The following is a 25,486-nucleotide window of genomic DNA, read 5'->3' as shown; positions in this document are numbered from 1 at the left end:
AAAAGGGAGCTAATTAGCTCCCTTTTTTTATACATGAATAATTTCATCTTCCACTAACAAATCTTCTCGTCTTAATCTCAGAAAAATTTGCGCTACTGCAATTACATCTTTTTCGCAATAGGTAATGATTCGGTCAATATCGTTTTCTACGTAAAAAACGTGCGCTACCTCGCTACCATCAATATCATCTTTTGGTGATGGAATTCCTAGCACTTTTGTTAATAATTTTAAAGAAGTAAAGTGTTTGTAATCGCCAAACTTCCATAATTCCAAAGTATCTAAATGAGGTACTTCCCATGGTTTTTTGCCGAATAAATTCAATTTATTTGGAAGTGCAATCCCATTTATAATCATTCTTCTAGCAATGAAAGGAATATCAAATTCTTTGGCATTGTGACCACACAAAACATGTTGGGCACCATTAAAATGGTTATTCAATAAATTTGAAAAATCGTTTAAAATTTTCTTCTCATCACCCCAAAAACTAGTAACACGAAAGTTTCGAATATCGGCTTTATTAACAAAATAACCTACAGATATGGTAATGATTTTTCCAAATTCAGCCCAAATTCCAGCACGTTCGTAAAAATCTTCGGCTGAGACCTCATCTTTTCTTTGGTATTGCGTTTTTTGTTCCCAAAGTTGTTGGGTTTCATTATCTAAACCACGATAATTATGGTATTCTGGAACCGTTTCAATGTCTAAAAACAGGATGTTGTTTAAATTAATTTTTTCAATCATGAGAGTAGTAGTTGTTTAAATTAATGTAATGTGTTATTTTTCTTATCCCTTTGTGCTAACATGTTGTAGGCTTCTTCAACATAAATATATAAATCGTTACTATGTGGGTCTGTTTTAGTTTGAAGTCCTTTCAAATGTCCTAATCTTACAATGATTAAATCATCTTCGGGAATTACAATTACAAATTGTCCTAAATGACCGCGCATGTAAAATAGTTTCTTTCCTTTAATTTCGTGCATCCACCACCCATAACCATATTCTGGACTTTTTTCAAAACGTGGGGTAATACATTTTCTTACAAAAGTACTATCTAATAATTGTTGGCCATTCCACTTTCCATCATTTAAATATAGTTTCCCAAAACGGGCAAAATCTCTTGCATTACTTGCAATACAACAATAGGCTTTTTCAATTCCGTCAGGCGCTTCATCTAATTGCCAAAGTGCTTCGTTTTCGGCTCCCATGGGTTGCCAAAAGTGTTTTGAAACGTAATCAGATAAATGTTCTCCTGTTGCTTTTTCAATACACATCGCCAATAATTGAGTAGCACCACTTAAATATTTGAAAGATTGCCCTGGTTTTTCTTTGATGTCTAATCCTAGAATCACATCCTTCAAATTATCATCAAAATAAGCACGAGTTACAATAGAAAACGGACTGTAATATTTCTCATCCCAACTTAATCCAGAAGCCATAGAAGATAAATCGCCGATAGTAACTTCTTTGGCATATTTTCCTTTTAGTTCAGGAAAAAAGTCGGTTACTTTTTGATCTAAACTTTTCATTTTTCCTTCCATGATTGCTTTCCCCATAGCCATAGTAACAACACTTTTTGCCATGGAAAAAGAATTGGTTTTAGAATTTTTATCAAATCCATCAAAATAACTTTCGTGCCAAATACTATCGTTTTTTATAATTAAATAAGCAATAGTTTGTAATTCTTTATGGTTTTTAGATAAGACTTCGGTGGCAGGAATAGAATTGTAATCGGTGGCTATTGCCCAAGGTTGTGCGATTCCTTTCTTAATTTCTCTATTAGGAAATTCTTTATAGTCTTCTAGAAAAGCTGTTGTGTAACCTTTAAAATAAATGGTTCTTACAGCTCGTAAAAGATAATCTACGTTAAAAATATACATTAAAACGATGATGCTTACTAAAATAATAGCAAACCATTTGAAGAATTTTATAAGAAATTTCATGAGCTAATTTTATAAGATTGCGTTATAAAAGTAGCAAAAAGTGATTGGATTTTACAACAAACTAAAACAAAGTTTCTTGTTTTACAGGATTTTCATGTTCAAGCAACCATTTTTTGCGCCACAAACCACCTGCATAACCTGTTAATGATCCATCAGTACCAATAACTCTATGACATGGTATCACAATCCAAAGGGGATTCTTTCCATTGGCAGAAGCAACTGCGCGAATTGCTTTTACATCACCTAATTTTTTTGATAAATCTAAATACGAACATGTTTTTCCGAAAGGAATATTGAGTAATTCTTCCCAAACTTTTTTCTGAAAGTCGGTTCCACTTGGGTTAAGTGGAAAAGTAAAAGTTGTTCTTTTTCCATCAAAATAGTCTTGAAGTTGTAAAACAGCCTCTTTTAATTCTTCTGGAATTTTAATTGAAATTTCAACGTTTTCATTCATAACATGAATTTTTGAAATTCCATTTTCATCTCCTTGAATTTCTGTGAAGCCGAGAGGTGTATTTATAAAGACTGTTTTCATTTAGTAAAAATAAAAAAAAACCACCTATAAAAGGTGGTTTAATAAGATGTAAAAGCTGAATTAATAATATTATTAAGATTTAATCTCTTCTTTTTTGTCAGTAGCAGGCTCTAATACTTTTCCTTTGAAAGATAAAGTTTTAACAGCTTCAACTCCGTTTTCAGTTGTTGTAATAGTAACTGATTTTTGAAACATTCCACCACTAGCAGCATTGAAAGTTGCAGCAACCATTCCTTTTTCTCCCGGTTTAATTGGAGTTTTTGTATAATTTGCAGCAGTACAACCACAAGCTGGTCTTACATTTGTAATTAAGATAGTTTCTTTTGTAGTGTTTGTAAAAGAAAATTCATAAGTAACTGGTTTCCCTTTTTCAATATCTCCAAAATCATGCATTTCTTGATCCCATTTAATGTTTGATTGTTTTGGAGTTACTGGAGCTTTAACTTCTGTAGGAGCTACTTGCATCGCTTTAGCATTTTCTACCTTAACCTCTTTTGTTTGTGCGAATGAAGCACTAGCTATAAATAAAGCTACAATTGATAATTTAATTGATTTCATACGGTATAATTTTTTTAGTTATTTTAAATTTGTTGATACAAAACTAAAAAAGTTTTATTTTTCTGTTGTTAATTAAATTTTAATGATTGTTAATGACATGTTAACAGGCATTTTTAAAACTACTTTTTTCGTAATATCGAACTCATTATGAAGTTTAACAGATTTAATACCGTAATTTTTGCTGGGTTTTTAGCAATTGTAGGAGTAATTATCATGCAGTTGTTTTTGCTCAATCAAGCCTATATTTTTGAGAAAAAAGATGTAGAAGATAAAATCCATTTTGCGTTGCAAGATGTTGTAAATAAAATTTATAAGGACAATAAAAAAGAACTTCCGATAGGAAATCAAATAAAAAAAGTTTCCGAAAATTACTTTATTGTAAATGTAAATGATGTTTTTGAAAATACCATATTAGAACAATATTTAAAAAATGAGTTTGAAAAAGTAAAATTAGAATTAGACTACGAATATGCCATATATGATTGTAGTTCTGATGCTATGGTGTATGGAAATTATGTTTCTTCTAATGGAAAAGAGCCTTCAAAATTTTGTGCCGATTGTTTCTCAAAAAATAGCGATTTAACGTATTACTTTGCGGTTCGTTTTCCAAATATTAAACAAACCTATTTTAAAAGTTTGTCACAATATTGGATTTTTACTGGGGTTTTATTCTTTGTTCTGATTATTTATGTGTATTCTGTTTTGTTAATGTTAAAGCAAAAAAGATATACTGATTTACAGAAAGATTTTATCAATAATATGACACATGAGTTTAAAACACCTTTGGCTTCTATTTTGATTGCTTCTAATTATGCGAATACTCAAAAAGAAATTATTGATAATCCAAAGCTTTCAAAATACATTCAAATTATTATCAACCAAAGTAATAAATTGAACCAGCATATAGAGAAAATTCTATATGTGGCGAAGACCGAAAGCAAGCAAATCGAATTGGAAAAATCGAAAGTAGATTTGAAGTTGTTGTTAGAATTGGTAAGAGAAAATATTTTCTTAAAACATCAAAAAGAAATCAATATTGATATTCAGTTAGAACAAAATTATGTAGTTCAGGCAGATGAATTTCATTTTTATAATGTGATTTACAATATCATGGATAATGCGGTGAAATATTCGCCTCAAACACCACAAATAACCATTCAATCAAAAGAAAGTTCAAAAGGATTAGCTTTAAAATTTACCGATAATGGTTGCGGAATACCAGAAAGTGATTTACCATTTGTGTTTGATAAATTCTATCGTGTAGCAAGAGAAGATAGCAAAGACATTGAAGGTTTTGGAATTGGACTTTCGTATGTAAAACGTGTTTGTGAATGGCACAAATGGAAAGTAGAAGCCAAAAACAACGAAGAAAAAGGAATCACCATAACCATCCAAATAAACAAAAACGATTATGAGTAAAAAGCGTATTTTGTATGTTGAAGACGACGAAACTTTAGCGTTTTTAACTTCCGATAATTTAGAGCAACATTTTGATGTTACCCATTGTGCGAATGGAAAAGAAGCTTTTCAATTGTTTTGCAAAGAGTCTTTCGATTTGTGTGTTTTGGATATTATGTTGCCAGATATGGATGGATTTGAAATTGCAACTGAAATCAGAAAGCGAAATCAGGAAATTCCAATTATTTTTCTTTCGGCAAAAACCATGAAAGATGATCGAATTAAAGGTTTAAAATTGGGTGCCGATGATTATTTAGTAAAACCCTATTCGATAGAAGAATTGATTTTAAAAATCGAAATTTTCTTAAATCGAAGTCAAAAGTCGACCGATAATTCTATACAAAAACAATATACATTTGGAAGTTTTCAATTTGAACCCGAAAATTATTTATTAAAGAACGAGAATCAAAGTATAACTTTAACCGAAAGAGAAGCCTCACTTTTAAAATTGTTTTTAGATAATCCAAACACTGTTTTAAAAAGAGAAAAAATCTTGATGGAATTATGGGGAAGTGATGATTATTTTCTGGGTAGAAGTTTAGATGTTTTTATTTCAAGATTGCGAAAAATCATAAAAGAAGAAACCCACGTGAGAATAGAAAACATTCCGCGCGTGGGCTTTAAATTAGTGGTTGAGTAACGGTTATTCGAAACTCATCATATATACTTCTAAGGCTTTGCGTTCTTCAGCCGTCATGGCTTTTGTAATAACAAAGTTAGCTTTCATGGTTTCGTATTGTGATGGGTCTACAATCGCTTTACTTTCTTCGTTTATAAAAGAAGCGATACTTGCTCCTTTTTCCTTGTAAATTTTGGCGATATCTTTTATGGCTGGTCCAATTACTTTTGTGTCAGCTTTGTGGCAAGCGGTACAAGTTCCTTTTCCTTCAAAAAGTTCTTGTCCTTTTGCTAGTAATGGGTCAACTGTGGGTTCTGCTGCTACTTCTGATTTTTCTTGAACAGGATTTCCGTAGGCATCCGTTTCCTTTTTTTCACCACAATTCGTTAAGGAAATGGCTAATGTGAAAACAGCAAATGATTTTAATATAAGTTTCATTTTGATATAATTTAGAAATATCGATAAAATTACAACATCGATTTCACTTAGTTTGTGACATTTGTCACATTACTTTTTATTTAATAAAATAGCAGCCTCTTTAGCAAAATAGGTTGAAATCAAACTTGCACCCGCTCTTTTGATACACATTAATTGCTCCATCATAATTTTGTCATGATCTAACCAACCTCTTTCCGAAGCCGCTTTAATCATTGCATATTCTCCCGAAACATGGAAAACTGTTACCGGAACATCCACCGCATTTTTCACTTCACGAACAATATCTAAATAAGCGATTCCTGGCTTAACCATTACCATATCAGCGCCTTCTTCCACATCCCAAAGTGCTTCTTTAACCGCTTCGATGCGATTAGCATAATCCATTTGGTAGGTTTTTTTGTCTTTCGGTACTTCTACATCAGCATCTTTTGGAGCCGAATCCAAAGCATCTCTAAACGGACCATAAAACGCCGAAGCATATTTAGCTGAATAACTCATGATTCCCACATTGTGAAATCTTGCCGCATCCAAACCTTGACGTAAACGTAAAACACGTCCATCCATCATATCACTTGGTGCAACAAAATCTGCACCTGCTTTGGCGTGAGAAACCGCCATTTTTACTAAAGCATCATTGGTGGCATCATTTGCTACATCACCTTTTTCAATAATTCCATCATGGCCATAAATCGAATATGGGTCTAAAGCCACATCAGGCATTACAATCATTTCTGGACAAGCGGCTTTTATGGCACGAATGGCTCTTTGCATCAAACCATTATCGTTCCAAGCTTCTTTTCCGGTATTGTCTTTTAAATCATCGCTAACTTTTACATAAATGTTTACGGCACGAATTCCTAAAGCAAATAATTCTTTTACTTCTTCCACCGTTAAATCTAATGTACGACGGAAAATTCCTGGCATAGAAGGGATTTCCACTTTTGTGTTTTCGCCTTCCATAATAAACATCGGAAACATAAAATCAGCCGGACTCAAGCTGGTTTCGCGAACTAAACTTCTTATAGATTCGTTTACTCTTAAACGACGACCTCTGTGTATTGGAAACATAATTTGTTGTTCAAAAAATTAGAGCGTAAAGTTACTAATTTTTAACCGATTTCTTTCTTTTGGAAACTATGTAAATCCGTAAAAATATTCTTAATTTTGTAGCATGAAGAAGCTTTTTATTTTAAGCATTTGCCTGCTGTTGACCAGTTGTTTCGAAATAACCGAAAAAATCAAGCATAATAGTGACCAAAGCGGGGACTATAGTTTGGTAGTGGATTTTTCGAGTTCATGGTTCAAAACCAAGTCGGCTGTAATGTTAGAAGAAGTTGATGGAGTTAGTATTCCAAATGAAGAAGACATCAAATCAAAGTTAGCACAATTTAGAACAGAAGCTTCAAAAATTAAAGGGGTTTCTAAAATTTCTACTTCGTATGATTTTAATACTTACATTTTCAAAATCAATTTTTCATACAATTCTTTAGAAACCTTGAATGCGGTTTTAAATGTAATGGATAAAAAAAATAATTTGGTTCATTTTAAAAACAATAATGGAAAATTTGAGCGAATTGCTTCCTATCCGTTACCAAAAAATTTAATCAAGAACGAAGATAAAAAAGAAGATTTACTAAAGGCAAATATCATAGCGGTTTATACTTTTGATAAAGATGTGGCAACGGTTCAAAATGCAAACAGTAAACTTTCAAAATCTAAAAAAACAGTGTTTTTAAAACAGAATATATGGAATGTTTTAAACAACAATAAACTGATGAACAATTCCATAAGTTTCAATCCTTAACTCCATTATGAAAAAGATTTTTTATTTCTTATTCCTATTTCCCGTTATCGTATTTGGCCAAAGCAAACAGGAAAACTATGATTATTTTGTGCAATTCAACACATCTCAATTTGCTAAAAAAGTAGATATGGATAGCTTGTTTAATCACAAGGTTTTTAAAAGTGTAAACGAAGCTAATTCCGATTTTAAATTAAACGATTTTATTTCGTTCATCGATAAAACAAAATCGGTTACGATTCATGGAAATTTTACGGATAGTATTGCTTATTATCAAATGACATTTCCACTAAAAGATGCTAAAGGTTGGAATACTTTCATCCAAAACAAGGTAAATAAAAACAATTTAAACACAGCAGATTCCATTAAAGAAGTTATTAAGAAACACGATAAATGGGCTCTTTATTCACCTAAAAACGATGATTTTACTCTGGCATGGAATGATGGTAATTTAATCATTTATGAAATTATTGAAACTAGAAATAACTTTGCTTATACTGACTTTTCTGATGCTACGATAGCCGTAGATACTGCCGCTGTGGTTGTAGATGAAGAATATTATGATGATGCTCCAGTTGAGGTTATTGAAGTTGTAGAAGAAGTTCCTACTAAAGTTATTTTAGATAAAAGAATTGAAGCTGGAGAAGGTGCTCCAATAGAAGAATTAGTTGATAAAAGAGCTGGAGTTGCAGAAGGTGTTACTGAAGAGGAAGACATTGAAGAAGCGGATTTTAATGATGAAGAGTATAAAAAATGGATAGCTTCTTTTGAAAAAGAACAAGCACAAGAGCGAATCCAAAAGCATGAAAAACAAGAGGAACAAATTGCACTTTTATTTGAAAATGGATTTGTAACACCTGTATCTTCAAAAATAAATACAAAGGCCGACATTGCTTGTTGGATTAATTATGAAGCTATTTATGGCAGAATGAGTTCGTTTTATTATTTGTTAGGTTCTATTAATTCAAATAGAGAAGTAAACAATTCTAAGAATGCTATTAAAGGAATGAATGTTGATTTCTATTTTGAGAATAATAAAGCCCGAATGGAGCAAAAAGTAGAATATTCAGAATCTCTTGCCAATGTGATGCAAAAAGTAGTTGCGAGAAAACCGAATAAAAATATTTTTAATTACTTCCCAAAACAAGAGCCTTTAGCTTATTTTTCATATCATTCAAGTACAGAAGAATTGCTTAAAAATTATCCAGAAATCATGGAGCAAATTTTAGGTAATATGCCAATTGACAAAAAAGATACAGAAATCTTAACCGATTTAATTTCAACTATTGTTGATGAAGAAGCTACTGCAACGCTTTTTGATGGTGACATTTCAATGTTTTTACATGCTATGGAAACGTATGAAAGTACTTTTATGTCGCGAACTTATGATGAAGATTACGAAGAAGTTGAAGAAGAAAAAACCATTACCAAAACTCGACCAATTTTTACTATGATTATGACTTCTACTCATCCAACAATGGGAGATAAATTGTTGAATTTAGGTGTTAGAAAAAATCTTTTACAAAAAGTAGATGACTATTATTTGGTAAATCAATCAGAAGAACTAGGGGATTTCATGATTATTAAGAGAGGAGATGTAATGGTATTTACTAATGGTTTGGATTATTTAAATAATGGATCAAAATCAGATTTCACTAAAAAAGTGAAGAAAGATTTATCGAAGAATTATTTTTACGGAAATTTTGAAATACAACGTTTCTTCAAATCCTATTTGTTAAATCAAGATTTAGGAAGTGATACAGCTAAAATGGTACGTTTAGGAAATCAGTTTAAAAACATGGAGTTTAAAGCTTCAAATAAGATAAACAATCACATTATGAAATTAGAAATGGATATTAATTCTAATTTTTCAAATGAAAACATTGTGCTTCAAATGTTAGATTTAATCGATTTTTTAGATTAATTCAAATGTCATAAAATAAAAAAATCCGCTATTTAAATAGCGGATTTCTTTATACCCAATCGATTGGTTTTGCTAATACTTTTAGTAATTTTTCTTCTTCACTTCCTGCTTCTGGATGATGGTCGTACACCCATTGTACATGAGGTGGCAAACTCATTAAGATACTTTCGATTCTTCCGTTGGTTTTTAGTCCGAAAAGTGTTCCTTTATCGTGAACCAAATTGAATTCTACATAACGACCTCGACGAATTTCTTGCCAAGTTCTTTGCGCTTCTGTAAATGGTATATCTTTTCTTTTTTTCACAATGGGAACATAAGCTTGTAAGAAAGAATTCCCAACTTCGGTTACAAAATTGAACCAATCTTCCATTGAAATTACTTCAGTTGCTTTTAGATAATCGAAAAACAAACCGCCAATTCCTCTTGCTTCAAATCGATGTGCGTTCCAAAAGTATTCGTCACATTTCTTTTTATAATTGGGATAGAATTCAGGATTATGTTTGTCGCAAGCATTTTTACAAGTTTGATGAAAATGTTTTGCATCTTCTTCAAACAAATAATATGGTGTTAAATCTTGTCCGCCACCAAACCATTGGTTGATGATGTTGCCGTTTTTATCATACATTTCAAAATAACGCCAATTCGCATGAACCGTTGGCACCATCGGATTTTTCGGATGAATTACTAAACTCAATCCGCAAGCGAAAAAATCGGCTTCTCCTACACCGAACATTTTTTGCATGGTATCAGGTAATTTTCCATGAACGGCTGAGATATTCACACCGCCTTTTTCAAAAACGTTTCCGTTTTCAATAACACGTGTGCGACCGCCACCGCCTTCTGGTCGTTCCCATAAATCTTCTCGAAATTTGGTACCGCCATCGATGTCCTCTAATCCTTTACAGATTTGATTTTGTAGGGTTTGTATGTAGGTGTAGAATTTATTTTTCAATTTAAATATGTTTTTTTCGAAGTTTTACAATTACAAAAATTCCAACAATAGCTAATGTAATGATTAATCCAATGATTAGTTTGTTAGATATTTTATCTCCGCTTTTAGTAATTCTATTTTGATTATTTTGAGCAACATTGTTCTTATTTGTAGAATCTGTTTTTGCATAAAAATTTTGTGCATACTCAATATCTAAATCTTTGTTTTGGATAACCCAATTTGATTCTTTTTTTTCAATTTCAGCATATCTGCTTTTCCCAATTAGAATACCTTTTTTAACTTCTTTAAGCAATTCTTCGTAAGTGTTTTTATCACTTTCTTGCATGCTCAAAAACATTTGAATGTTTTCTTTGGTTTTGAGAGAAACTGAACCGGCATTGTATAAATCAGAAGCCATATATGCCATAGCTGATAACCTTTTAGCTCCAGGTTCACTATATGATTCATTAAGCAAAACATCTCCAAGAGCATTCAAAAGAATAGGAGAGTTATAATTACCAAAACGCATCATTCCTAAAATTCCTTTTACGGCTTTTTTAATTTCATCTTCAGGGAGAAAATCTTTCGTTGAATTATTTTTGGTTTTGTATTTTTCTAATAAAAAGGTGTAAAAATTGTTAGATTCAGACCCCTTTTTTTTATTTGATAGAATAAATTCAACAAGGTATTTTTGATATATTTCTCTTCCAAAGTGCGCCTCAGGATTTATTTTTATAGCTTTATTAATATATATTAATCCTTCTTCAAATTGCCCATCATGTATATAAAAAGTACCAAGATTAGCGAATGTTTCATATAAATTTGGAGCAAATTTTTCCTTAAGCTTCATAAGCTCAATAGCTTTTTTATCATTGCCTAATTTTGAATACGCCACTGCTAAATCATCAAAAAGTAAAGGGTCTTTATTTCCTTTATCAATTTGAGGTTGAATTTTAGCTATACGCCATTGGTAATATGAATTGGAGTGCCTGTCAAAATTCCCAGTTATTAATTCAAAAGCATCTGGAAACTTTTGTTTTTCCATTGCATAAGTGTCTCTATCCCAAAGGCACGCATTAATAAAGTTTGAAAATAATAAAATAAATACAGTTAAAATTGCTCTCATTTTAATTTATTTTTCATGTTCTAATTCATATAATTCCATATCCAATGGAGATTCATTTGGAGGTGTGTATTCATTTAAAAGTGTTCTTTTCCAATCGAAACCACATTTTTCTGCGACTTTACAACTTCCAATATTTGTTTTATGAGCAATAATTTGAAATTTATTGAATCCTAAAACTTCAAATCCATATTTTGAGGTTAGCACAATAGCTTTTGACATCCAACCTTTGTTTTCGTATTCTTTACTTATACAATAAGCAAATTCACCTTGTTTGGTATCCCAATTTATTTCTTTGATGATAATTAAACCAGCAATTTTTGAATTTGAAACATCTTTAATTCCAAAAGTAAATTCAGATTTTGAATCGTTTTCTTTTCTTTTTTCTTCAATATAACTTAAACTATCAGCAAAGGATTGATTTTTTGACAACGTAATTGGAAAGTACCGTTTAAAGTTATCAAAATTCAAGACCATCATTTCAGATAAACTTTTTGCGTCATCTGCTTGTAAAGTGATTATATGAAATGAATCGGTTGTTATCATTAGTTATAAAAACTACTTCTTATACTCCTTCACCGCCTCAACAAACGCCTTCGCATGATCCACAGGAATATTTGGTAAAATACCGTGGCCTAAGTTTACAATGTATTTGTCTTTTCCGAATTCGTCAATCATTTCGTGAACCATTTTTTTGATGGTTGGGATTGGAGATAATAAACGACTTGGGTCGAAATTTCCTTGTAACGTGATGTTTCCACCGGTTAAATAACGCGCGTTTCTTGGCGAACATGTCCAATCCACTCCTAAAGCTGAAGCTTTGGATTTTGACATTTCGTTTAAAGCAAACCAACAACCTTTTCCAAATACGATTACTTCTGTTTCTTCGGCTAATGCTTCTACGATTTGGTTGATGTATTGCCATGAAAATTCTTGATAATCTACCGGAGAAAGCATTCCGCCCCAAGAATCAAAAATTTGAATTGCATTACAGCCCGCTTTTACTTTTTCTTTCAAGTATAAAATCGTAGTATCAGTGATTTTTTGTAATAATAAGTGAGCTGCAACTGGATTTGAAAAGCAAAATCCTTTTGCTGTATCAAAACTTTTAGAACCTTTTCCTTCTACAGCATAACAGAAAATCGTCCATGGCGAACCAGCGAAACCAATTAATGGCACTTCGTCGTTCAACATTTCTTTAGTTAATTTTACCGCATCCATCACGTAACCTAAAGTTTCGTGAATATTTGGAACAAAAACTTGGTTTACTTGTTCAGCTGTACGAATAGGATTTGGAATTATCGGACCTAAATTGTCTTTTAATTCAACGTGAATTCCCATTGCTCTCGGCACTACTAAAATATCTGAGAATAAAATCGCAGCATCTGGTTTTACAATACGAATAGGTTGTACGGTAATTTCAGCAGCTAATTCTGGAGTTTCGCATCGGGTGAAAAAATCATATTTATCGCGTAAAGCTCTAAATTCTGGTAAATATCTTCCGGCTTGACGCATCATCCATACTGGTGGACGTTCAACAGTTTCTCCTTTTAATGCTCGTAAAAATAAGTCGTTCTTAATCATTTTTTATACTTTATGCTTTAAGCAATTGGCTATAAGCGTTTATAATATTTTATTACTTCGGTAATTACATTTTCAACGGTGGGTTGCGATGCAATTATTATGCTGTTTGTTTTGTTTTCTAATGCTTTTGCTGTGGTGGTTCCAATGCAAAAACAGGTTTTGTTTTCTAATGAATTCTTCTTTAAAAAACTATTCACTCCTGATGGACTATAAAACAAAACACCATCAAACGGTTCTTTAATTTGGTGTTGTTTCAGCTTGGTTTTATATACGACAATTTCGTTATATACGATTTTGTTTTGCTGAAAAAAATCGGGAATCGTATTTCTTCTGATATTTCCACAAAAGAAAGTAAACGAATTAGTTTTATATTTTGATTCGATGATTTGAATTAATTCTTCGGCATAATCGGCACTTTCCAAAACAATGAATCCTTTCTTTTCTAGAAAATTTCGGGTTTTACTTCCCACACAAAAACATGAAATGGAATGAACGTTTTTTACATCCGATTTTAAAACACTTTTTACTGCTTCTTTACTTGTAAAAACCAAGTATTCATTAAGTTGAGATGTTTCAAAATCAATAGATTTAGTTTGAATGAAATTCTTTTCTACAAGTTCAATTTTAGCATCAGAAAGTTTGTTTTTTAATGCTTTTGAAAGTTTTTTTGTAGAGAGAATTCGGGTCATTTTAGCTTCTAATTTGGTGTTCTTCTTGCCCTAAACAATAGGTTTCAATATCTTTATTGTATCCATAAACTACTAAAATATCATCTTCTAACACTACAGTTTCTGGAGAGGGTCTACCAATCGTTTCTTTTATAACTGATTTTTTTCCGATAAGATTTCGCTTTTCTCTTTTTCGAATGATGGTTACTAATGTTAAATGGTATTTATCGATAGAATCAAGTTCAGCTAATGTTTTTCCAAAGAATTCTGGTTTAGCTTTTACTTCAGAAATGGTAAAATTATCATCCAATTGATAGTTTTCTAAAGTTGATTTAAAGTTGATTTGCTTCGTTAATCGGTCTGCCGATTCTTGTTCTGGATGAATAATGCTGTGAATTCCCATCGCTTCTAAAACTGTGTCGTGTATAGGCGACAGAGCTCGGCTGATGATTTTCACATCACTCAATTTTTTAATAATGGCTGTTGTAATAATAGCTGCACCTTCATTTTCTCCTATGGCTACCACTACTTTATCTGCATCTTTTAAAGGTAAAGCTTCGTAAGACAATTCATTAGTAGAATCTAATGCAATTGCATGCGAAATTTTATCTTTTACTAAATTTACTTTTTCGATGTTTTTATCTACACCAATTACTTCGTTTCCTGTTTCAGTTAAACTGATAGCAAGCGACATTCCGAAGTTTCCTAAACCAAATACGATAATTTTCATTTGGACAAGTTTAGTTGATTAATATATTTTCTTTTGGATATTCGTAAAATTGATGATTCAATCTACGTAATAAACCGACCATTAAGTTGAGCATTCCAATACGACCTATAAACATACAAGCAATTAAAACATATTTACTTGGTTCTGTAACGGTTGGTGTATAGTTTAAACTTAATCCTACTGTACTATATGCTGAGAAGCATTCAAAAGCAACGGTTAATAATGGTGTTCCTTTTGGTTCAAAAATTAACATTGCCACAATTGATATCCCAATTGTTATTAACGAGATACACAAAATAGCAAATGCACGAGAAGTAGATTCAGATGAAATTCTTCTGCCAAAAAATTCAATTCTGCTTTTTCCTCTTGCTACAGCAAATATATTTAAAGTTGCTAATGCGAAGGTGCTGGTTTTAATACCACCTGCAGTAGAAGCTGGCGAACCACCAATCCACATTAAAAAGATGATTAGTAAAAGAGAAGGAACATTCATTTGAGAAAAGTCAACAGCATTAAACCCTGCAGTTCTTGGAGTTACTGAATTAAAACTTGCCGCAGTTATTTTGCCAAATAATGTTTTATGTTCTAGTAATGTGTTGTTGTATTCAGAAATGTATAAAAATATAAAACCGCCTACAAGTAAAATAATAGTTGTGTAGATTACAATTTTAGTATTTAAAGTAATTACTCTAATTTTTTTATGTACTATTTTTTTCTCGAAAAGTTCAATGACATAGTTTTTTATGTATTGATAGAAATTGAAAACAATGTTGTGTCCTAATCCTCCTAAAACAATCAAAGTCATAATAATCCATTGAAGAAAATAGTCAAAGCGTATAGCCTCATCATATAATCCGGCAGACAAAATTGAAAAGCCAGCGTTACAAAAAGCTGAGATAGAGTGGAAAATTGAGAAGAAAAATTTGTTTTCTATAGTATTAATTTCCAATATAGAGGAATAGATGAAAATAGCACCTACGGCTTCAACTCCCAAGGTAAAAATTACTACGTTAAGGGCTGCTCTAAAAACATCTCTTAACCCTTCATGTGCAATAAAGTCTTTAGTATTCAATCCTTCTTTAAAAGATGAACTTCCTCTAAAAAAGAAAGCAAAGAAAGAAGTGAAGGTTAATATTCCAATTCCGCCTAATTGAATTAAAACTAAAATTATGGATTGCCCAACGGTCGTAAAAGCGGTTGAGGTGTCTACAACTGCTAATCCAGTAACACAAACAGCACTTGTAGAAGTAAAAAGCGCATTGGTAAAAGTTATTCCGTTTGTTGTAGCACTCGGTAGCATTAATAAAAAGGCACCTGTTAAGGCTAAAATCATAAAACTTCCAACAAATACAATGGCTGGATTAAAGTAAATATCATAAATATGACGTACTAAAACTAAAAGTCGTAGTAAAAAATAAAAGATAAGCCCTCCTTCTAAAATTGGTTTTACTTTTTGAAGAATGTAATCTGATGAAAAGTTTAAATTTAGTAATGAAATTATTACACAAGTCAACATAATGCCTGCTAATAATATCATGTTAGCAAGAGCCACTTTTTTATTACTCTTGTATTTATAAGTAAAAAATTTAAACGAATTAAACGCTAATAGACCTATTGAAAGAAATATTAATCCTATAACGTGTGGCGAATTATAGTTTTCTTCGAAATCATATCCAAAGTCAAAGACTATAAAAAGTAGTACGATGATATCAAAAAAGCGATATAAATAATTGAGTAACGATTCTTTCTCCATTTTGGAATAAAATTACTTTTTTAAATCACGACGAATGCTTTCCATTAAAGCACTTCCGCCGTTGTTTAAAATTTCTTCGGCACAATTTTTTCCGAAGTTTTTATAAGAATCAAAAGTACAACTTTTTTTGATTGTGTGTTTTTCTTTTCCGTCTAAAGAGAACAAAACGCCTTCAAAATCAATTTTATCTGAAGTAAATGTTGCCAAAGCACCAATTGGAGCTGTACAACCACCTTCAAGGGTTTTTAAGAATTCACGTTCAATGTGGGTACAAATTTCGGTTTCAGTATGGTTTAATTTCGCTAAAGCTTCTTTACAAAAATCATCGTTTTCCATAGCGACTACAACCATTGCGCCTTGTGCTGGTGCTGGAACCATCCAACTTAAATCGATATAATTTTCTGGTTTTAAATTGATGCGTTCTAAGCCTGCTGCTGCAAAAATAGCTCCGTTCCAATCGCTATCTTGTAGTTTTTGCATGCGGGTATTTACATTTCCGCGTAAATCTACGACGTTATGATTTGGATATTTATTTAACCATTGGGCTTGTCTGCGTAAACTTCCAGTTGCGATAGTTCCTTCCGAATTTAAAAAATCTAAATTGCCTTTATGAACTAAAATGTCAACTGTGTTGGCACGTTCTAAAACGGCAGCTTGAACAATTCCTATAGGTAAAGCAGTTGGTACATCTTTCATAGAATGAACCGCAATATCTACCTGACCGTTTATCATGGCGATGTCTAAGGTTTTGGTAAAAATTCCAGTGATTCCTAATTCGTAAAGTGGTTTATCAAGAATGATATCTCCTTGTGATTTTACGGCAACAATCTCCGTTTGATAACCTAAATCGTTTAATTTTTTTTGTACGGTGTGTGCTTGCCAAAGGGCTAATTCGCTATCACGAGTTCCTATTCGGATTATTTTGCTCATTATTTTGAAACTGTTTCTAATTGGAAAATTTTCTCAATCCATTCAATACTTTCATCCACCATAGTTTCATCATCTTTTAAATGATTAGCAAAATGATTCGTGATTTTTTGAATGATTCTTGCCGTAATTAATTCGGCTTGTTCTTCGTCAAAATTAGCTAATTTTTTACGTTGAAAGTTTAATTCTCCCTCTTTAATTGTATTCAGTTTTGCTTTTAAAGCATGTATGGTTGGTGCAAATTTACGTTGTTTGGTCCAAGCCATAAATTCGTCTTTAATTTCTTCAATAATTGCTTCGGCTGCTGGAATGTGTTTTTTTCTGTTTTCTAAAGTTTCATCCGTAATTTGCGAAAGCTCATCCATATGAACAAGCGTAACACCTTCAATATCTTTTACATTTTCGTTCACATTTTTAGGAATCGATAAATCTAAAATCAATAAAGGTTTTTTCAAATTTAAGATGGCTTTATCAACTGTTGGATTTTGAGCTCCAGTTGCTACCACTACCACATCTGCTTTTTGAAGTTCTATTTGTAAATCTGCGTAGTCTTTTACAATAACATCAAGTTTTCGAGCTAATCTTTCAGCTTTTTCTTTTGTTCGGTTGATTAATGTTATTTGTTCGTGTTTTGTATGTTTTACTAAGTTTTCACAAGTATTTCTTCCGATTTTTCCTGTTCCAAAAAGCAAAATATTTTTCGAAGCAATATCTTCTACATTTTTAAAAATGTATTGAACCGAAGCAAAAGACACTGAAGTAGCACCAGAAGAAATTTCGGTTTCGTTTTTAATTTTTTTACTTGCTTGAATAACTGCATTTACAAGTCTTTCTAAAAAAGCATTGGCTAAATCTAGTTCTTTACTCTTTACAAATGCGTTTTTTAATTGACTGATGATTTCAAAATCACCTAAAATTTGACTGTCTAATCCAGTTCCCACACGAAACATATGTGAAATTGCTTCACTATTTTTGTATACAAAAGCAACTTTTTGAAAATCTTCAACCGTTCCTTGACTGTTTTCGCACAATAATTTGATTAATTGGAAAGGGTGTTGAGCAAAACCATAGATTTCAGTTCTGTTACAGGTAGAGGTTACAATTAAACTATCAATACCTTCAGCTTTAGCTTGATGTAATAAGTTAGTTTTGGCTTGTTCATCCAAACTAAATTTCCCTCTCATTTCAGCATCAGCTTTCTTATAACTCAATCCTACTGCATAGAAAGTTGGATGCTTTGCGAATGTATTGTTTTCCATATGACTCACTCTTTCCTAAAAGTTTAACAAAATTATATTTTCCAATTTTATAAAAACAACGCTAAAAGTACTTTTTGTGTCGCTTAAAGATATTTTAGGCTAATATTATCTTTTTACTATTATTTCCATTAAATTTGTAATGTATTCAAGGCCTAACAATTAGTTTATATAGAATAATTCTAAATAATATTTCATTGTTAACCAAAAGTATATACGAAAAAATATCGCTATGGGTTCATTAGAAGAAATAAAAATTGAAAACGAATTTATTTTATTGCGTTTTCAGAATGATAGTAACGAAACAATTAAAATAGAAAAACCTGTAAATCAAGGACTTATTCAGTTTCATTTTGGTTTAAAGGGGAAAGGTAAATTTATTTTCAATCAAGGTAATTATGCTTTGGATTTGAAAGAAGAGAAATCCCTTTTGTTTTATAATCCTCAAAAAGAATTACCTATTCATTTAGAATTGGCTCCTAATACTTGGATAATTTCGGTAATTGTTTCGATAAAAAAATTTCATGGATTATTTTCTTCGGAAGCAGAAAACATTCCTTTTTTAAGTGATGAAAATAAGGATAAAAAATATTATAAAGAAAACGATATTAGTCCTTCAATGTCAATTGTGTTGAGTCAAATATTCCATTATAATTTAAATTCGTTTATCAAAAACTTATATTATAAAGGAAAGGGATATGAGCTTTTAAGTTTGTATTTTAATCGTTCCGAAGATCCAAACGCTGAACAATGCCCATTTTTAATTGATGAAGAAAACGTTTTAAAGATTAAAAAGGCAAAAGAAATTGTCATTGCTAATATGTCAGAACCTCCTACTTTAGAAGTTTTGTCAGAACAAGTAGGGTTGAGTCTTAAAAAGCTAAAAATGGGTTTCAAACAAATTTATGGTGATACGGTTTACGGATTTCTATTTGACTACAAAATGGATTATGCGCGTCAATTGTTAGATAGTGGTTCGTACAATGTAAATGAAGTGGGATTGAAAATCGGTTACAGTACAGGAAGTCATTTTATTGCTGCTTTTAAAAAGAAATTTGGAACAACTCCAAAAAAATATTTGATGTCTATTAATTCAAATGTATAAAAAAAGAGCCCCAAGGCTCTTTTTTTATTAGTTATAATAGTGTGCTATAATAACAACTTCGTCTTCTCCACCACCCATTTGCATTTTAACAGCTCCAGTTCCTCCTGTGTCTGCAACAAATAATATTCCTGCAAACATTGGACAATAAGTGCCTGGTCCTAATTTTACATAATCATGCCCTGTTGCATAGAATTTTTTATCAAATCCTTCTCCGCCACCAGCGCCTAGACTACTTCCGTTAGTATAAAAATTTCCGCTGTATCCCATTGCTCCTGGATTTCCAGCGAAGTCTATAGCGTTGCCGTCATAATCGGTTGTAACAATTGCACCTGATGGTCCAGTTTGTCTTAAATAAACATAAAATTGTGCTGTACGTGCATGATAATCATCAATTGGAATTCCTGATTTATATATTTCATAAGATATTGCGTAATTAATCTCAACAATTGCAGGTTTAGTTAATGTGAATGTTGATAAGCCTGCGCCTGATTGTCGAGGCCATCCGGCTTGAGAATAACCAGAACCAACACCTGTTTGGTTAACTTGGTTTGAATCCGCACCTCCTGTATCTAATGGATCGGCTAAATAATTAGCTGGATTAAAAAGTACCTCAATGTTAGTCGGAGCATTATTTAAAACCAAATCACCATTAGAGTTAGCGTATACTCGAGTGTTTTCTTTAATTCCTAAGTTCAATGGGTTGTTTGTTGCATTTAATCCTTCGATTCGAATTGTAGAATTGGTTCCAGAAACATGTAATTCTTCCTGAGGATTTGTATTATTTATACCAACCTGACCTAATGAAATTAGTGATATAAAAATAGATATAATGGAAAATATTTTTTTCATGAGTAATCTTTTAGTTGTAAATACGAATTTTTAAATAATCTGAAGAACCACCGAAACCAACATAAGTATCTCTATTGTTTCCATCAACGGTTTCACCATAGAAAACTAAAGAATGATTTCCTGCCGGTATATTTCCATAACCAACACCATGGATAAAAGCATAACCAACTGAACCTTGAGTATAAGATGTGTAAGCTTCACCATGTAATCCATAACGTTTTGATAATTCTGTTGCATCTAACCCATCACTATTTAAATCTATATAGAAAAAACAGCGAACAGCTCTAGCAGAAATATCATTAAAAGTAGATGCTGAAGCAGCTGGTAAAAATTGGTCCGAAAGATCAATGGTCATAGCATAACGAACTTCAATTAAGGCTTCTTGAGGGCTTGAAAATGGGACAGAAACAATTTGATTTGATGCAGAGTTAACACCAACTGGGTTAGCAACTACGGTTCCATCTCCAAAAGGTCCGTTAGGAACAAAATTTGGAATACTGATTAAAAAGTTTAATGGTTCATTTGTACCTACCCCACCACCAGTAGTAAAACCTGGAGGGTTAAGTGTTAAATCTCCATCTCCAGTTACATAAACAGGGGCTAATTTAGGAGGAACGTTTAGTGCTGGCTCATTTGTTGAATTTAAACTTTCGATACGAATAGTTGAATTTGATCCAGCTATGTGTAATTCTTGTTGAGGATTATTCGTTCCAATTCCTACTTGAGCAAATGAAAGGTTACAAGAAAAAATTAATGTTATATAAAATACTGTTTTTTTCATAGAATGTCAAGAATTAGTATAAACGAATGAAAATAGAATCTGGTCCACCAGCAAATCTAACATATGTTGCTCTATTCGCGGAGCCTGAGCAAACTGTTCCATAAAACCTAACGGTATGAGTACCGGGTGTTAAATTCATATAGGTTGTGCCGCTATTGTAGATATATCCTGTAGCAGCATCCGGAACTGCCACTGGATTTGAAACTATGTCATTTCTGTTAAAGTAGCATTTTGAACTTGGAGCATATCTTCTCGTAGTAGAAGTTAAAGTAGCTGCGTCTAATGTAAAGAAATTTGTAATATTTCTGGCATATTGATCTTTTATTATTGTTAATGCGCTATTAGCAAAAACTTCAACACTCAAAGAATATTTTATTTCCAAAGTTGTATTTCTTGCAACTGTAAAAGTGTATGAAGTTATCTCAACAGTTTCATAACCATCATTTGGTAGTTGGGCAAGAGTAATTGCAACAGATCCATTAATTCCTGATGTTGTGTAAGCATCTGATCCATCACTGTTTTGGAATGCGGAAACTTTAAGTGTTAAATCTCCATTGTGGTCAACATACAAAGGATAGGTTTGGTCAGCACCTCCACCGTTGAATGTATTGTTTGTTGAATTTAATCCATCTACACGAATTGTTCCCGTTTGAGAACCTAGATGGAGTGCCTGTTGTGGATTGTCTTCATTGATTCCGACACCGCTAACTTGTGCTTTTGAGTTTACTCCAATAAAAAAAACTATCAGAAAAATAATTTTTGATTTCATGCTCTACCTTTTTGTTCAAAAATCTAATTATTTTTCTGATAATCAACAAAATGTTGTTAAAAATCGATTAAATGTATTTTTTTTCGATTAAATGTGTTTTTTAATAAAAGTTTTAGTTAAAATAATATGCAACTATTTGAACTTCATCCATTCCAACTCCCAAATATAATTTTACAGCTCCTGTACCTGCAGTGTCACCAACTGCTAACTGAGCAGCAAACATTGGAGTATATGTACCTGGTCCTAAAACAACATAATCAGAAGCAGTATTTCTAAAATTTTTCCACTCACCTTGGTTTTGGATAATATTGTTATAAAATTGTCCATTTATTGCTAATAGACCTCCTAATTCCATACAATTACTTGTAATACACCATGGCCCTCCATTTATTGGGTTTCCATAATAATCATTTATAACTGCTGGGCCTAGATAATTATTTTGTCTAAAATACATTGCTGTTTGAACAATTCTAGCTCTAAAATCATCAATTCTAGATGTTGCTGTAACGTTTTTTCCCACATTCCAAGTAACAGAATAATTTACTTCTACAATAGCTGGTTTAGTTAAGGTAAATGAAATTGCGGTTCCTCCAATCGGAATTCCTCCTTGACTAAATCCAGCACCACTTCCAACTTGGTTAATTAATGAAGTTGGGTCTTGAACATCAACAAGGTAATTTTCTGAGTCAAATAGAATTTCTACATTATCAGCTAAAGTTCCTAGTACTAAATCGCCATCAGCATCAACATACACGGGTGTTGATGATGCTGTGCCTAAATTATTTATATTATTTGGGGTATTCAATCCTTCAATTCTAATCGTTGAATTTGAACCACCTACATGTAATTCTTCTTGAGGGTTTGTTGTATTAACACCTACTTGACCAAAAAAAACTGAAGAATATGTAAAAATAAATAGTGCGTAATATTTTCTCATAATAGTAGGATTTAGTTATATACACGAAGCTTTAGGTAGTCTGTTGCTCCTCCAAAACCTACGCTTGTAAATGTGTTTGGCGAATCTTGAACAATTCCAAAAAAATGAATTGAGTGAGTTCCTGGAGGCAAAGTTGCGTAACCTTGACTATTCATATAAGGATATCCTAATGAGCCGCCAGCTACTGAGCAATAAAATTGACCTTTGTTTCCGTATTGTATTGCTTTTTCAGCAACACTTAAGCCATCATTATTAATGTCAAAACAAAAGTAAGTTTGGATGGTTCTTGTTTTGCTATCGTTAATGTAAGCCAATCGAGGAGGTATAAGCATATTTATTCCAGATACAACTAAAGTTACTCCGTGTTTTACTTCTACAGTGCAAGCAGCTGGAACAGTGAAAGTAACACTGTAAATAAAACCTTCAACCGTTTCTTGAGTTAAATCACTATTAATAATTCTTCCTAAGCTATCATATGGCGCAGGTAGACCATCAATATTATCTGGAATAAAGTTAGGAACATCAATTAAAAAATTTATTGGTAAATTTCCATTTCCACTCCCCCCAGCTACATAACTTGGAGGAGTAAGAGTTAAATTTCCATTTCCAGTTACGTAAACACGAGCATTTTTTACTCCATCATTTAATGGATTATTTGCAGTGCTTAGACCTTCTATTCTAATTGTAGAAGTTGTTCCAGTTAAATGTAGTTCCTCTTGTGGGTTTGTAGTTCCTATTCCAACTTGACTAAATCCAATAGACGAACATAATAATATGTATAAGTATTTGTTATTCATAATTTTGGGGATTAAAATTTATAAACAAAAAATCAATGCAGTCTAAAAAGTAATGAATCATTTCCTCTAGCAAATTTTACACAAGTTGCAAGACCCGTATTTGCTGTACTTCCTGTAATTCCTGATGAAACTTCACCATAAAAACGTATTACATATGATCCAGCAGCTGGAAGAGAGATGTAAGAAGTAGAAGTGTTAAATAATTTTCCTGTTTCACTATCAGCACTGCCTCCGGTGTAGCACTTTCCGGCATGTCCGTATTTTCTACCAACTCCATTTACTTGAAAAAAAGTGTTTATTCTTCTTGCTCTTCTATCTGTTATTACAGCTTCAGCTGGAGTGCTGAAGACATCCATGCTTACGTTGTATTTTACTTCTAGAATAGAAGCTCTGTTAACAGCAATTGTAAAATTAAAGAGTTCACCAGTAATAGTGCCATCGTTATCGCCAGCTGGAAGCGTTACTATTGAACCAGGTAAGGTAGCATGATCTAAAGCATCAGAGCCATTACTATTGTATAGCGGTTTAAACTCCAAAGTTAAGTTACCATTGCCATCCACGTACAAAGGATAGGTTTCTGTACCACCGCCATTGTAAGTGGAATTAGTACTATTGAGGCCATCCACTCTAATGGTTCCATTAGATGAACCAAGATGTAATGCTTGTTGAGGATCCGTTTCGTTAATACCAACTCCTTTTGTTTGGGAAATGACAGAACATGATATTAATAATATTGCAAAAGTTATGTAATTTTTCTCCATAGCCAAATATTTTATTATTAATAATTCAATAATTCTGTTACTAAATTAAACAATATTTAAATACAAAAAAATATTATTGTTAATAATACTATAATTTTAACATAATTTCGATAAAATACATATTTTTAACGACAAATGGTTGCTTTTGATTTAAGATTAATCTTACTATATATTTTTTTTAATATTTATGTAGTATTTTTGAAAAAAAAAGAAAATGAAAAAAGGAGTACTATTAATTAATCTAGGTTCACCTGATAGCCCTGAACCTAAAGATGTTAGAAAATATTTAGATGAGTTCTTAATGGATGAACGCGTTATAGATATCCCTTATTTACTTAGAGCGCTTTTAGTAAAAGGAATTATTCTGAATACTCGTCCAAAAAAATCAGCGAAAGCTTACAAAAAAATTTGGTGGGAAGAAGGTTCACCATTAATTGTCTTATCAAAACGGTTACAAAATAAAGTTCAAGAACAGGTAAGTATTCCTGTTGGTTTAGCTATGCGTTACGGAAATCCTAGTATCGAATTTGGTTTAAAAGAATTATACAATCAAGGTGTAGATGAAGTTTTATTAATTCCATTGTATCCTCAATTTGCAATGGCAACTACTGAAACTATTTTAGTATTAGCAGAGGAAATCCGTAAAAAAAAATTCCCAAAGATGGAATTCACGGTTCTTCCAGCTTTTTATAACCAACCTGATTACATTCGTGATTTGTCTAATTCTATTAAATCGGCTTTAGATAATTTTAAATCGGATTATTTATTGTTTTCGTATCATGGGGTTCCAGAGCGTCATATTAGAAAATCAGATGTCACGAAATCGCACTGTAAAATAGATGGAAGTTGTTGTAATACACCTTCAAAAGCACATGAGTTCTGCTACCGACATCAATGTTATGAAACTACAAGACAGGTTGCAGAGTTTTTAGGTTTGGAAGAAGGAAAATACAGCACTTCTTTTCAATCACGTCTAGGTCGCGATCCATGGTTACAACCTTATACCGATGCTACTATTGATGGATTAGCTCAAAAAGGTATTAAAAATTTAGCTGTTGTAACTCCTGCGTTCGTTTCAGATTGTTTGGAAACTTTAGAGGAAATTGGAATGGAAGCTGCAGAAAGTTTTGAAGAAAATGGAGGCGAACATTTCTTATCTATTCCTTGTTTAAATGATAGTGACGACTGGGTAAAAACCATGAGCCGTTGGATTGACCAATGGGCTTTTCAAAATCAATAAAA

At 32.1% G+C, this 25,486-nt stretch carries 27 protein-coding genes; 6 read left to right on the top strand and 21 right to left on the bottom strand.

Annotated elements, in window-relative coordinates:
- Nucleotides 1-27: 27 nt before the first annotated feature.
- From IM755_RS03190 to IM755_RS03175, 4 genes are all read right to left on the bottom strand, one after another.
- Entirely contained in the window at nt 28-741 is a 714-nt protein-coding gene (locus tag IM755_RS03190; protein WP_194093591.1) for a 3'-5' exonuclease, read from the bottom strand.
- Nucleotides 742-761: 20 nt separating this feature from the next.
- A complete protein-coding gene (locus IM755_RS03185) occupies nt 762-1,940 on the bottom strand; it encodes a serine hydrolase domain-containing protein (RefSeq protein ID WP_194093590.1) in 1,179 nt (392 codons plus the stop codon).
- A 61-nt stretch (nt 1,941-2,001) separates the two neighbouring features.
- Entirely contained in the window at nt 2,002-2,475 is a 474-nt protein-coding gene (locus IM755_RS03180; protein WP_194093589.1) for a methylated-DNA--[protein]-cysteine S-methyltransferase, read from the bottom strand.
- Nucleotides 2,476-2,547: 72 nt separating this feature from the next.
- Nucleotides 2,548-3,033 (bottom strand): DUF1573 domain-containing protein, encoded by a 486-nt coding sequence (locus tag IM755_RS03175; protein ID WP_026725581.1) that lies wholly within the window; start codon nt 3,031-3,033, stop codon nt 2,548-2,550.
- A gap of 147 nt (nt 3,034-3,180) precedes the next feature.
- Between IM755_RS03175 and IM755_RS03170 the strand changes: the two genes are divergently transcribed.
- Together IM755_RS03170 and IM755_RS03165 are read left to right on the top strand one after the other, a co-directional pair.
- Nucleotides 3,181-4,452 carry a sensor histidine kinase gene (locus tag IM755_RS03170; protein ID WP_194093588.1) on the top strand — a complete coding sequence of 424 codons (1,272 nt, stop codon included), beginning with the start codon at nt 3,181-3,183 and terminating at the stop codon, nt 4,450-4,452.
- Nucleotides 4,445-5,131, top strand: a complete 687-nt coding sequence (locus tag IM755_RS03165; RefSeq protein WP_194093587.1) for a response regulator transcription factor — start codon at nt 4,445-4,447, stop codon at nt 5,129-5,131. Before IM755_RS03170 ends, IM755_RS03165 begins: the two co-directional genes overlap by 8 nt.
- Nucleotides 5,132-5,134: 3 nt before the next feature.
- Here the strand turns inward: IM755_RS03165 and IM755_RS03160 are convergent, their stop codons facing one another.
- Nucleotides 5,135-5,548, bottom strand: coding sequence for a c-type cytochrome (locus IM755_RS03160; RefSeq protein ID WP_194093586.1), 414 nt, complete (start codon nt 5,546-5,548; stop codon nt 5,135-5,137).
- A 69-nt stretch (nt 5,549-5,617) separates the two neighbouring features.
- Nucleotides 5,618-6,616: a porphobilinogen synthase gene (gene hemB, locus IM755_RS03155; RefSeq protein WP_194093585.1), complete on the bottom strand. Its 999-nt coding sequence runs from the start codon at nt 6,614-6,616 to the stop codon at nt 5,618-5,620.
- A gap of 253 nt (nt 6,617-6,869) precedes the next feature.
- On the opposite strand from hemB, the gene IM755_RS03150 reads away from it, so the two are divergent.
- Together IM755_RS03150 and IM755_RS03145 are read left to right on the top strand one after the other, a co-directional pair.
- Nucleotides 6,870-7,352 (top strand): hypothetical protein, encoded by a 483-nt coding sequence (locus tag IM755_RS03150; protein WP_228063885.1) that lies wholly within the window; start codon nt 6,870-6,872, stop codon nt 7,350-7,352.
- 7 nt (nt 7,353-7,359) lie between these two features.
- Nucleotides 7,360-9,273, top strand: a complete 1,914-nt coding sequence (locus IM755_RS03145) for a hypothetical protein (protein WP_194093583.1) — start codon at nt 7,360-7,362, stop codon at nt 9,271-9,273.
- 49 nt (nt 9,274-9,322) lie between these two features.
- Here IM755_RS03145 and hemF read toward each other — a convergent pair whose 3' ends face one another.
- Genes hemF through hemA form a run of 9 tightly spaced genes read right to left on the bottom strand, consistent with a single transcriptional unit; the run spans nt 9,323 to nt 18,248 of the window.
- A complete protein-coding gene (gene hemF / locus IM755_RS03140) occupies nt 9,323-10,225 on the bottom strand; it encodes an oxygen-dependent coproporphyrinogen oxidase (RefSeq protein ID WP_194093582.1) in 903 nt (300 codons plus the stop codon).
- Between the two features lies 1 nt (nt 10,226).
- The gene (locus IM755_RS03135) at nt 10,227-11,330 is read right to left on the bottom strand and encodes a tetratricopeptide repeat protein (RefSeq protein ID WP_194093581.1); all 1,104 of its coding nucleotides are present in this window, start codon (nt 11,328-11,330) and stop codon (nt 10,227-10,229) included.
- Nucleotides 11,331-11,336: 6 nt separating this feature from the next.
- The gene (locus tag IM755_RS03130) at nt 11,337-11,873 is read right to left on the bottom strand and encodes a GNAT family N-acetyltransferase (protein ID WP_194093580.1); all 537 of its coding nucleotides are present in this window, start codon (nt 11,871-11,873) and stop codon (nt 11,337-11,339) included.
- Between the two features lie 12 nt (nt 11,874-11,885).
- Complete coding sequence (hemE, locus tag IM755_RS03125; protein ID WP_194093579.1) at nt 11,886-12,911, bottom strand: uroporphyrinogen decarboxylase; 1,026 nt, start codon at nt 12,909-12,911, stop codon at nt 11,886-11,888.
- 29 nt (nt 12,912-12,940) lie between these two features.
- Nucleotides 12,941-13,600: a uroporphyrinogen-III synthase gene (locus IM755_RS03120; protein ID WP_194093578.1), complete on the bottom strand. Its 660-nt coding sequence runs from the start codon at nt 13,598-13,600 to the stop codon at nt 12,941-12,943.
- A 1-nt stretch (nt 13,601) separates the two neighbouring features.
- Entirely contained in the window at nt 13,602-14,309 is a 708-nt protein-coding gene (locus tag IM755_RS03115) for a potassium channel family protein (RefSeq protein WP_194093577.1), read from the bottom strand.
- Nucleotides 14,310-14,319: 10 nt separating this feature from the next.
- Nucleotides 14,320-16,062: a TrkH family potassium uptake protein gene (locus IM755_RS03110; protein WP_194093576.1), complete on the bottom strand. Its 1,743-nt coding sequence runs from the start codon at nt 16,060-16,062 to the stop codon at nt 14,320-14,322.
- 12 nt (nt 16,063-16,074) lie between these two features.
- On the bottom strand, nt 16,075-16,995 hold the full coding sequence (hemC, locus tag IM755_RS03105) for a hydroxymethylbilane synthase (protein WP_194094453.1): 921 nt from the start codon (nt 16,993-16,995) through the stop codon (nt 16,075-16,077).
- Nucleotides 16,992-18,248 (bottom strand): glutamyl-tRNA reductase, encoded by a 1,257-nt coding sequence (gene hemA, locus IM755_RS03100; protein ID WP_194093575.1) that lies wholly within the window; start codon nt 18,246-18,248, stop codon nt 16,992-16,994. Before hemA ends, hemC begins: the two co-directional genes overlap by 4 nt.
- A gap of 229 nt (nt 18,249-18,477) precedes the next feature.
- On the opposite strand from hemA, the gene IM755_RS03095 reads away from it, so the two are divergent.
- A complete protein-coding gene (locus IM755_RS03095) occupies nt 18,478-19,350 on the top strand; it encodes an AraC family transcriptional regulator (protein WP_194093574.1) in 873 nt (290 codons plus the stop codon).
- 27 nt (nt 19,351-19,377) lie between these two features.
- Here the strand turns inward: IM755_RS03095 and IM755_RS03090 are convergent, their stop codons facing one another.
- The 6 genes from IM755_RS03090 to IM755_RS03065 all read right to left on the bottom strand — a co-directional run bounded on the left by IM755_RS03090 (nt 19,378) and on the right by IM755_RS03065 (nt 24,244).
- Nucleotides 19,378-20,199 carry a hypothetical protein gene (locus IM755_RS03090; protein WP_194093573.1) on the bottom strand — a complete coding sequence of 274 codons (822 nt, stop codon included), beginning with the start codon at nt 20,197-20,199 and terminating at the stop codon, nt 19,378-19,380.
- A gap of 10 nt (nt 20,200-20,209) precedes the next feature.
- Nucleotides 20,210-20,980, bottom strand: coding sequence for a hypothetical protein (locus IM755_RS03085; RefSeq protein WP_194093572.1), 771 nt, complete (start codon nt 20,978-20,980; stop codon nt 20,210-20,212).
- Nucleotides 20,981-20,993: 13 nt separating this feature from the next.
- Complete coding sequence (locus IM755_RS03080; protein WP_194093571.1) at nt 20,994-21,749, bottom strand: hypothetical protein; 756 nt, start codon at nt 21,747-21,749, stop codon at nt 20,994-20,996.
- Between the two features lie 112 nt (nt 21,750-21,861).
- On the bottom strand, nt 21,862-22,686 hold the full coding sequence (locus IM755_RS03075) for a hypothetical protein (RefSeq protein WP_194093570.1): 825 nt from the start codon (nt 22,684-22,686) through the stop codon (nt 21,862-21,864).
- A gap of 11 nt (nt 22,687-22,697) precedes the next feature.
- Nucleotides 22,698-23,483, bottom strand: coding sequence for a hypothetical protein (locus IM755_RS03070; RefSeq protein ID WP_194093569.1), 786 nt, complete (start codon nt 23,481-23,483; stop codon nt 22,698-22,700).
- A gap of 32 nt (nt 23,484-23,515) precedes the next feature.
- A complete protein-coding gene (locus IM755_RS03065; protein ID WP_194093568.1) occupies nt 23,516-24,244 on the bottom strand; it encodes a hypothetical protein in 729 nt (242 codons plus the stop codon).
- A gap of 214 nt (nt 24,245-24,458) precedes the next feature.
- Between IM755_RS03065 and hemH the strand changes: the two genes are divergently transcribed.
- A complete protein-coding gene (gene hemH / locus IM755_RS03060) occupies nt 24,459-25,484 on the top strand; it encodes a ferrochelatase (protein ID WP_194093567.1) in 1,026 nt (341 codons plus the stop codon).
- Nucleotides 25,485-25,486 lie beyond the last annotated feature (2 nt).

The sequence above is a fragment of the Flavobacterium proteolyticum genome (genome assembly GCF_015223105.1).
Lineage (GTDB): Bacteria > Bacteroidota > Bacteroidia > Flavobacteriales > Flavobacteriaceae > Flavobacterium > Flavobacterium proteolyticum.
This window is presented reverse-complemented; position numbering and strand designations above follow the sequence as displayed.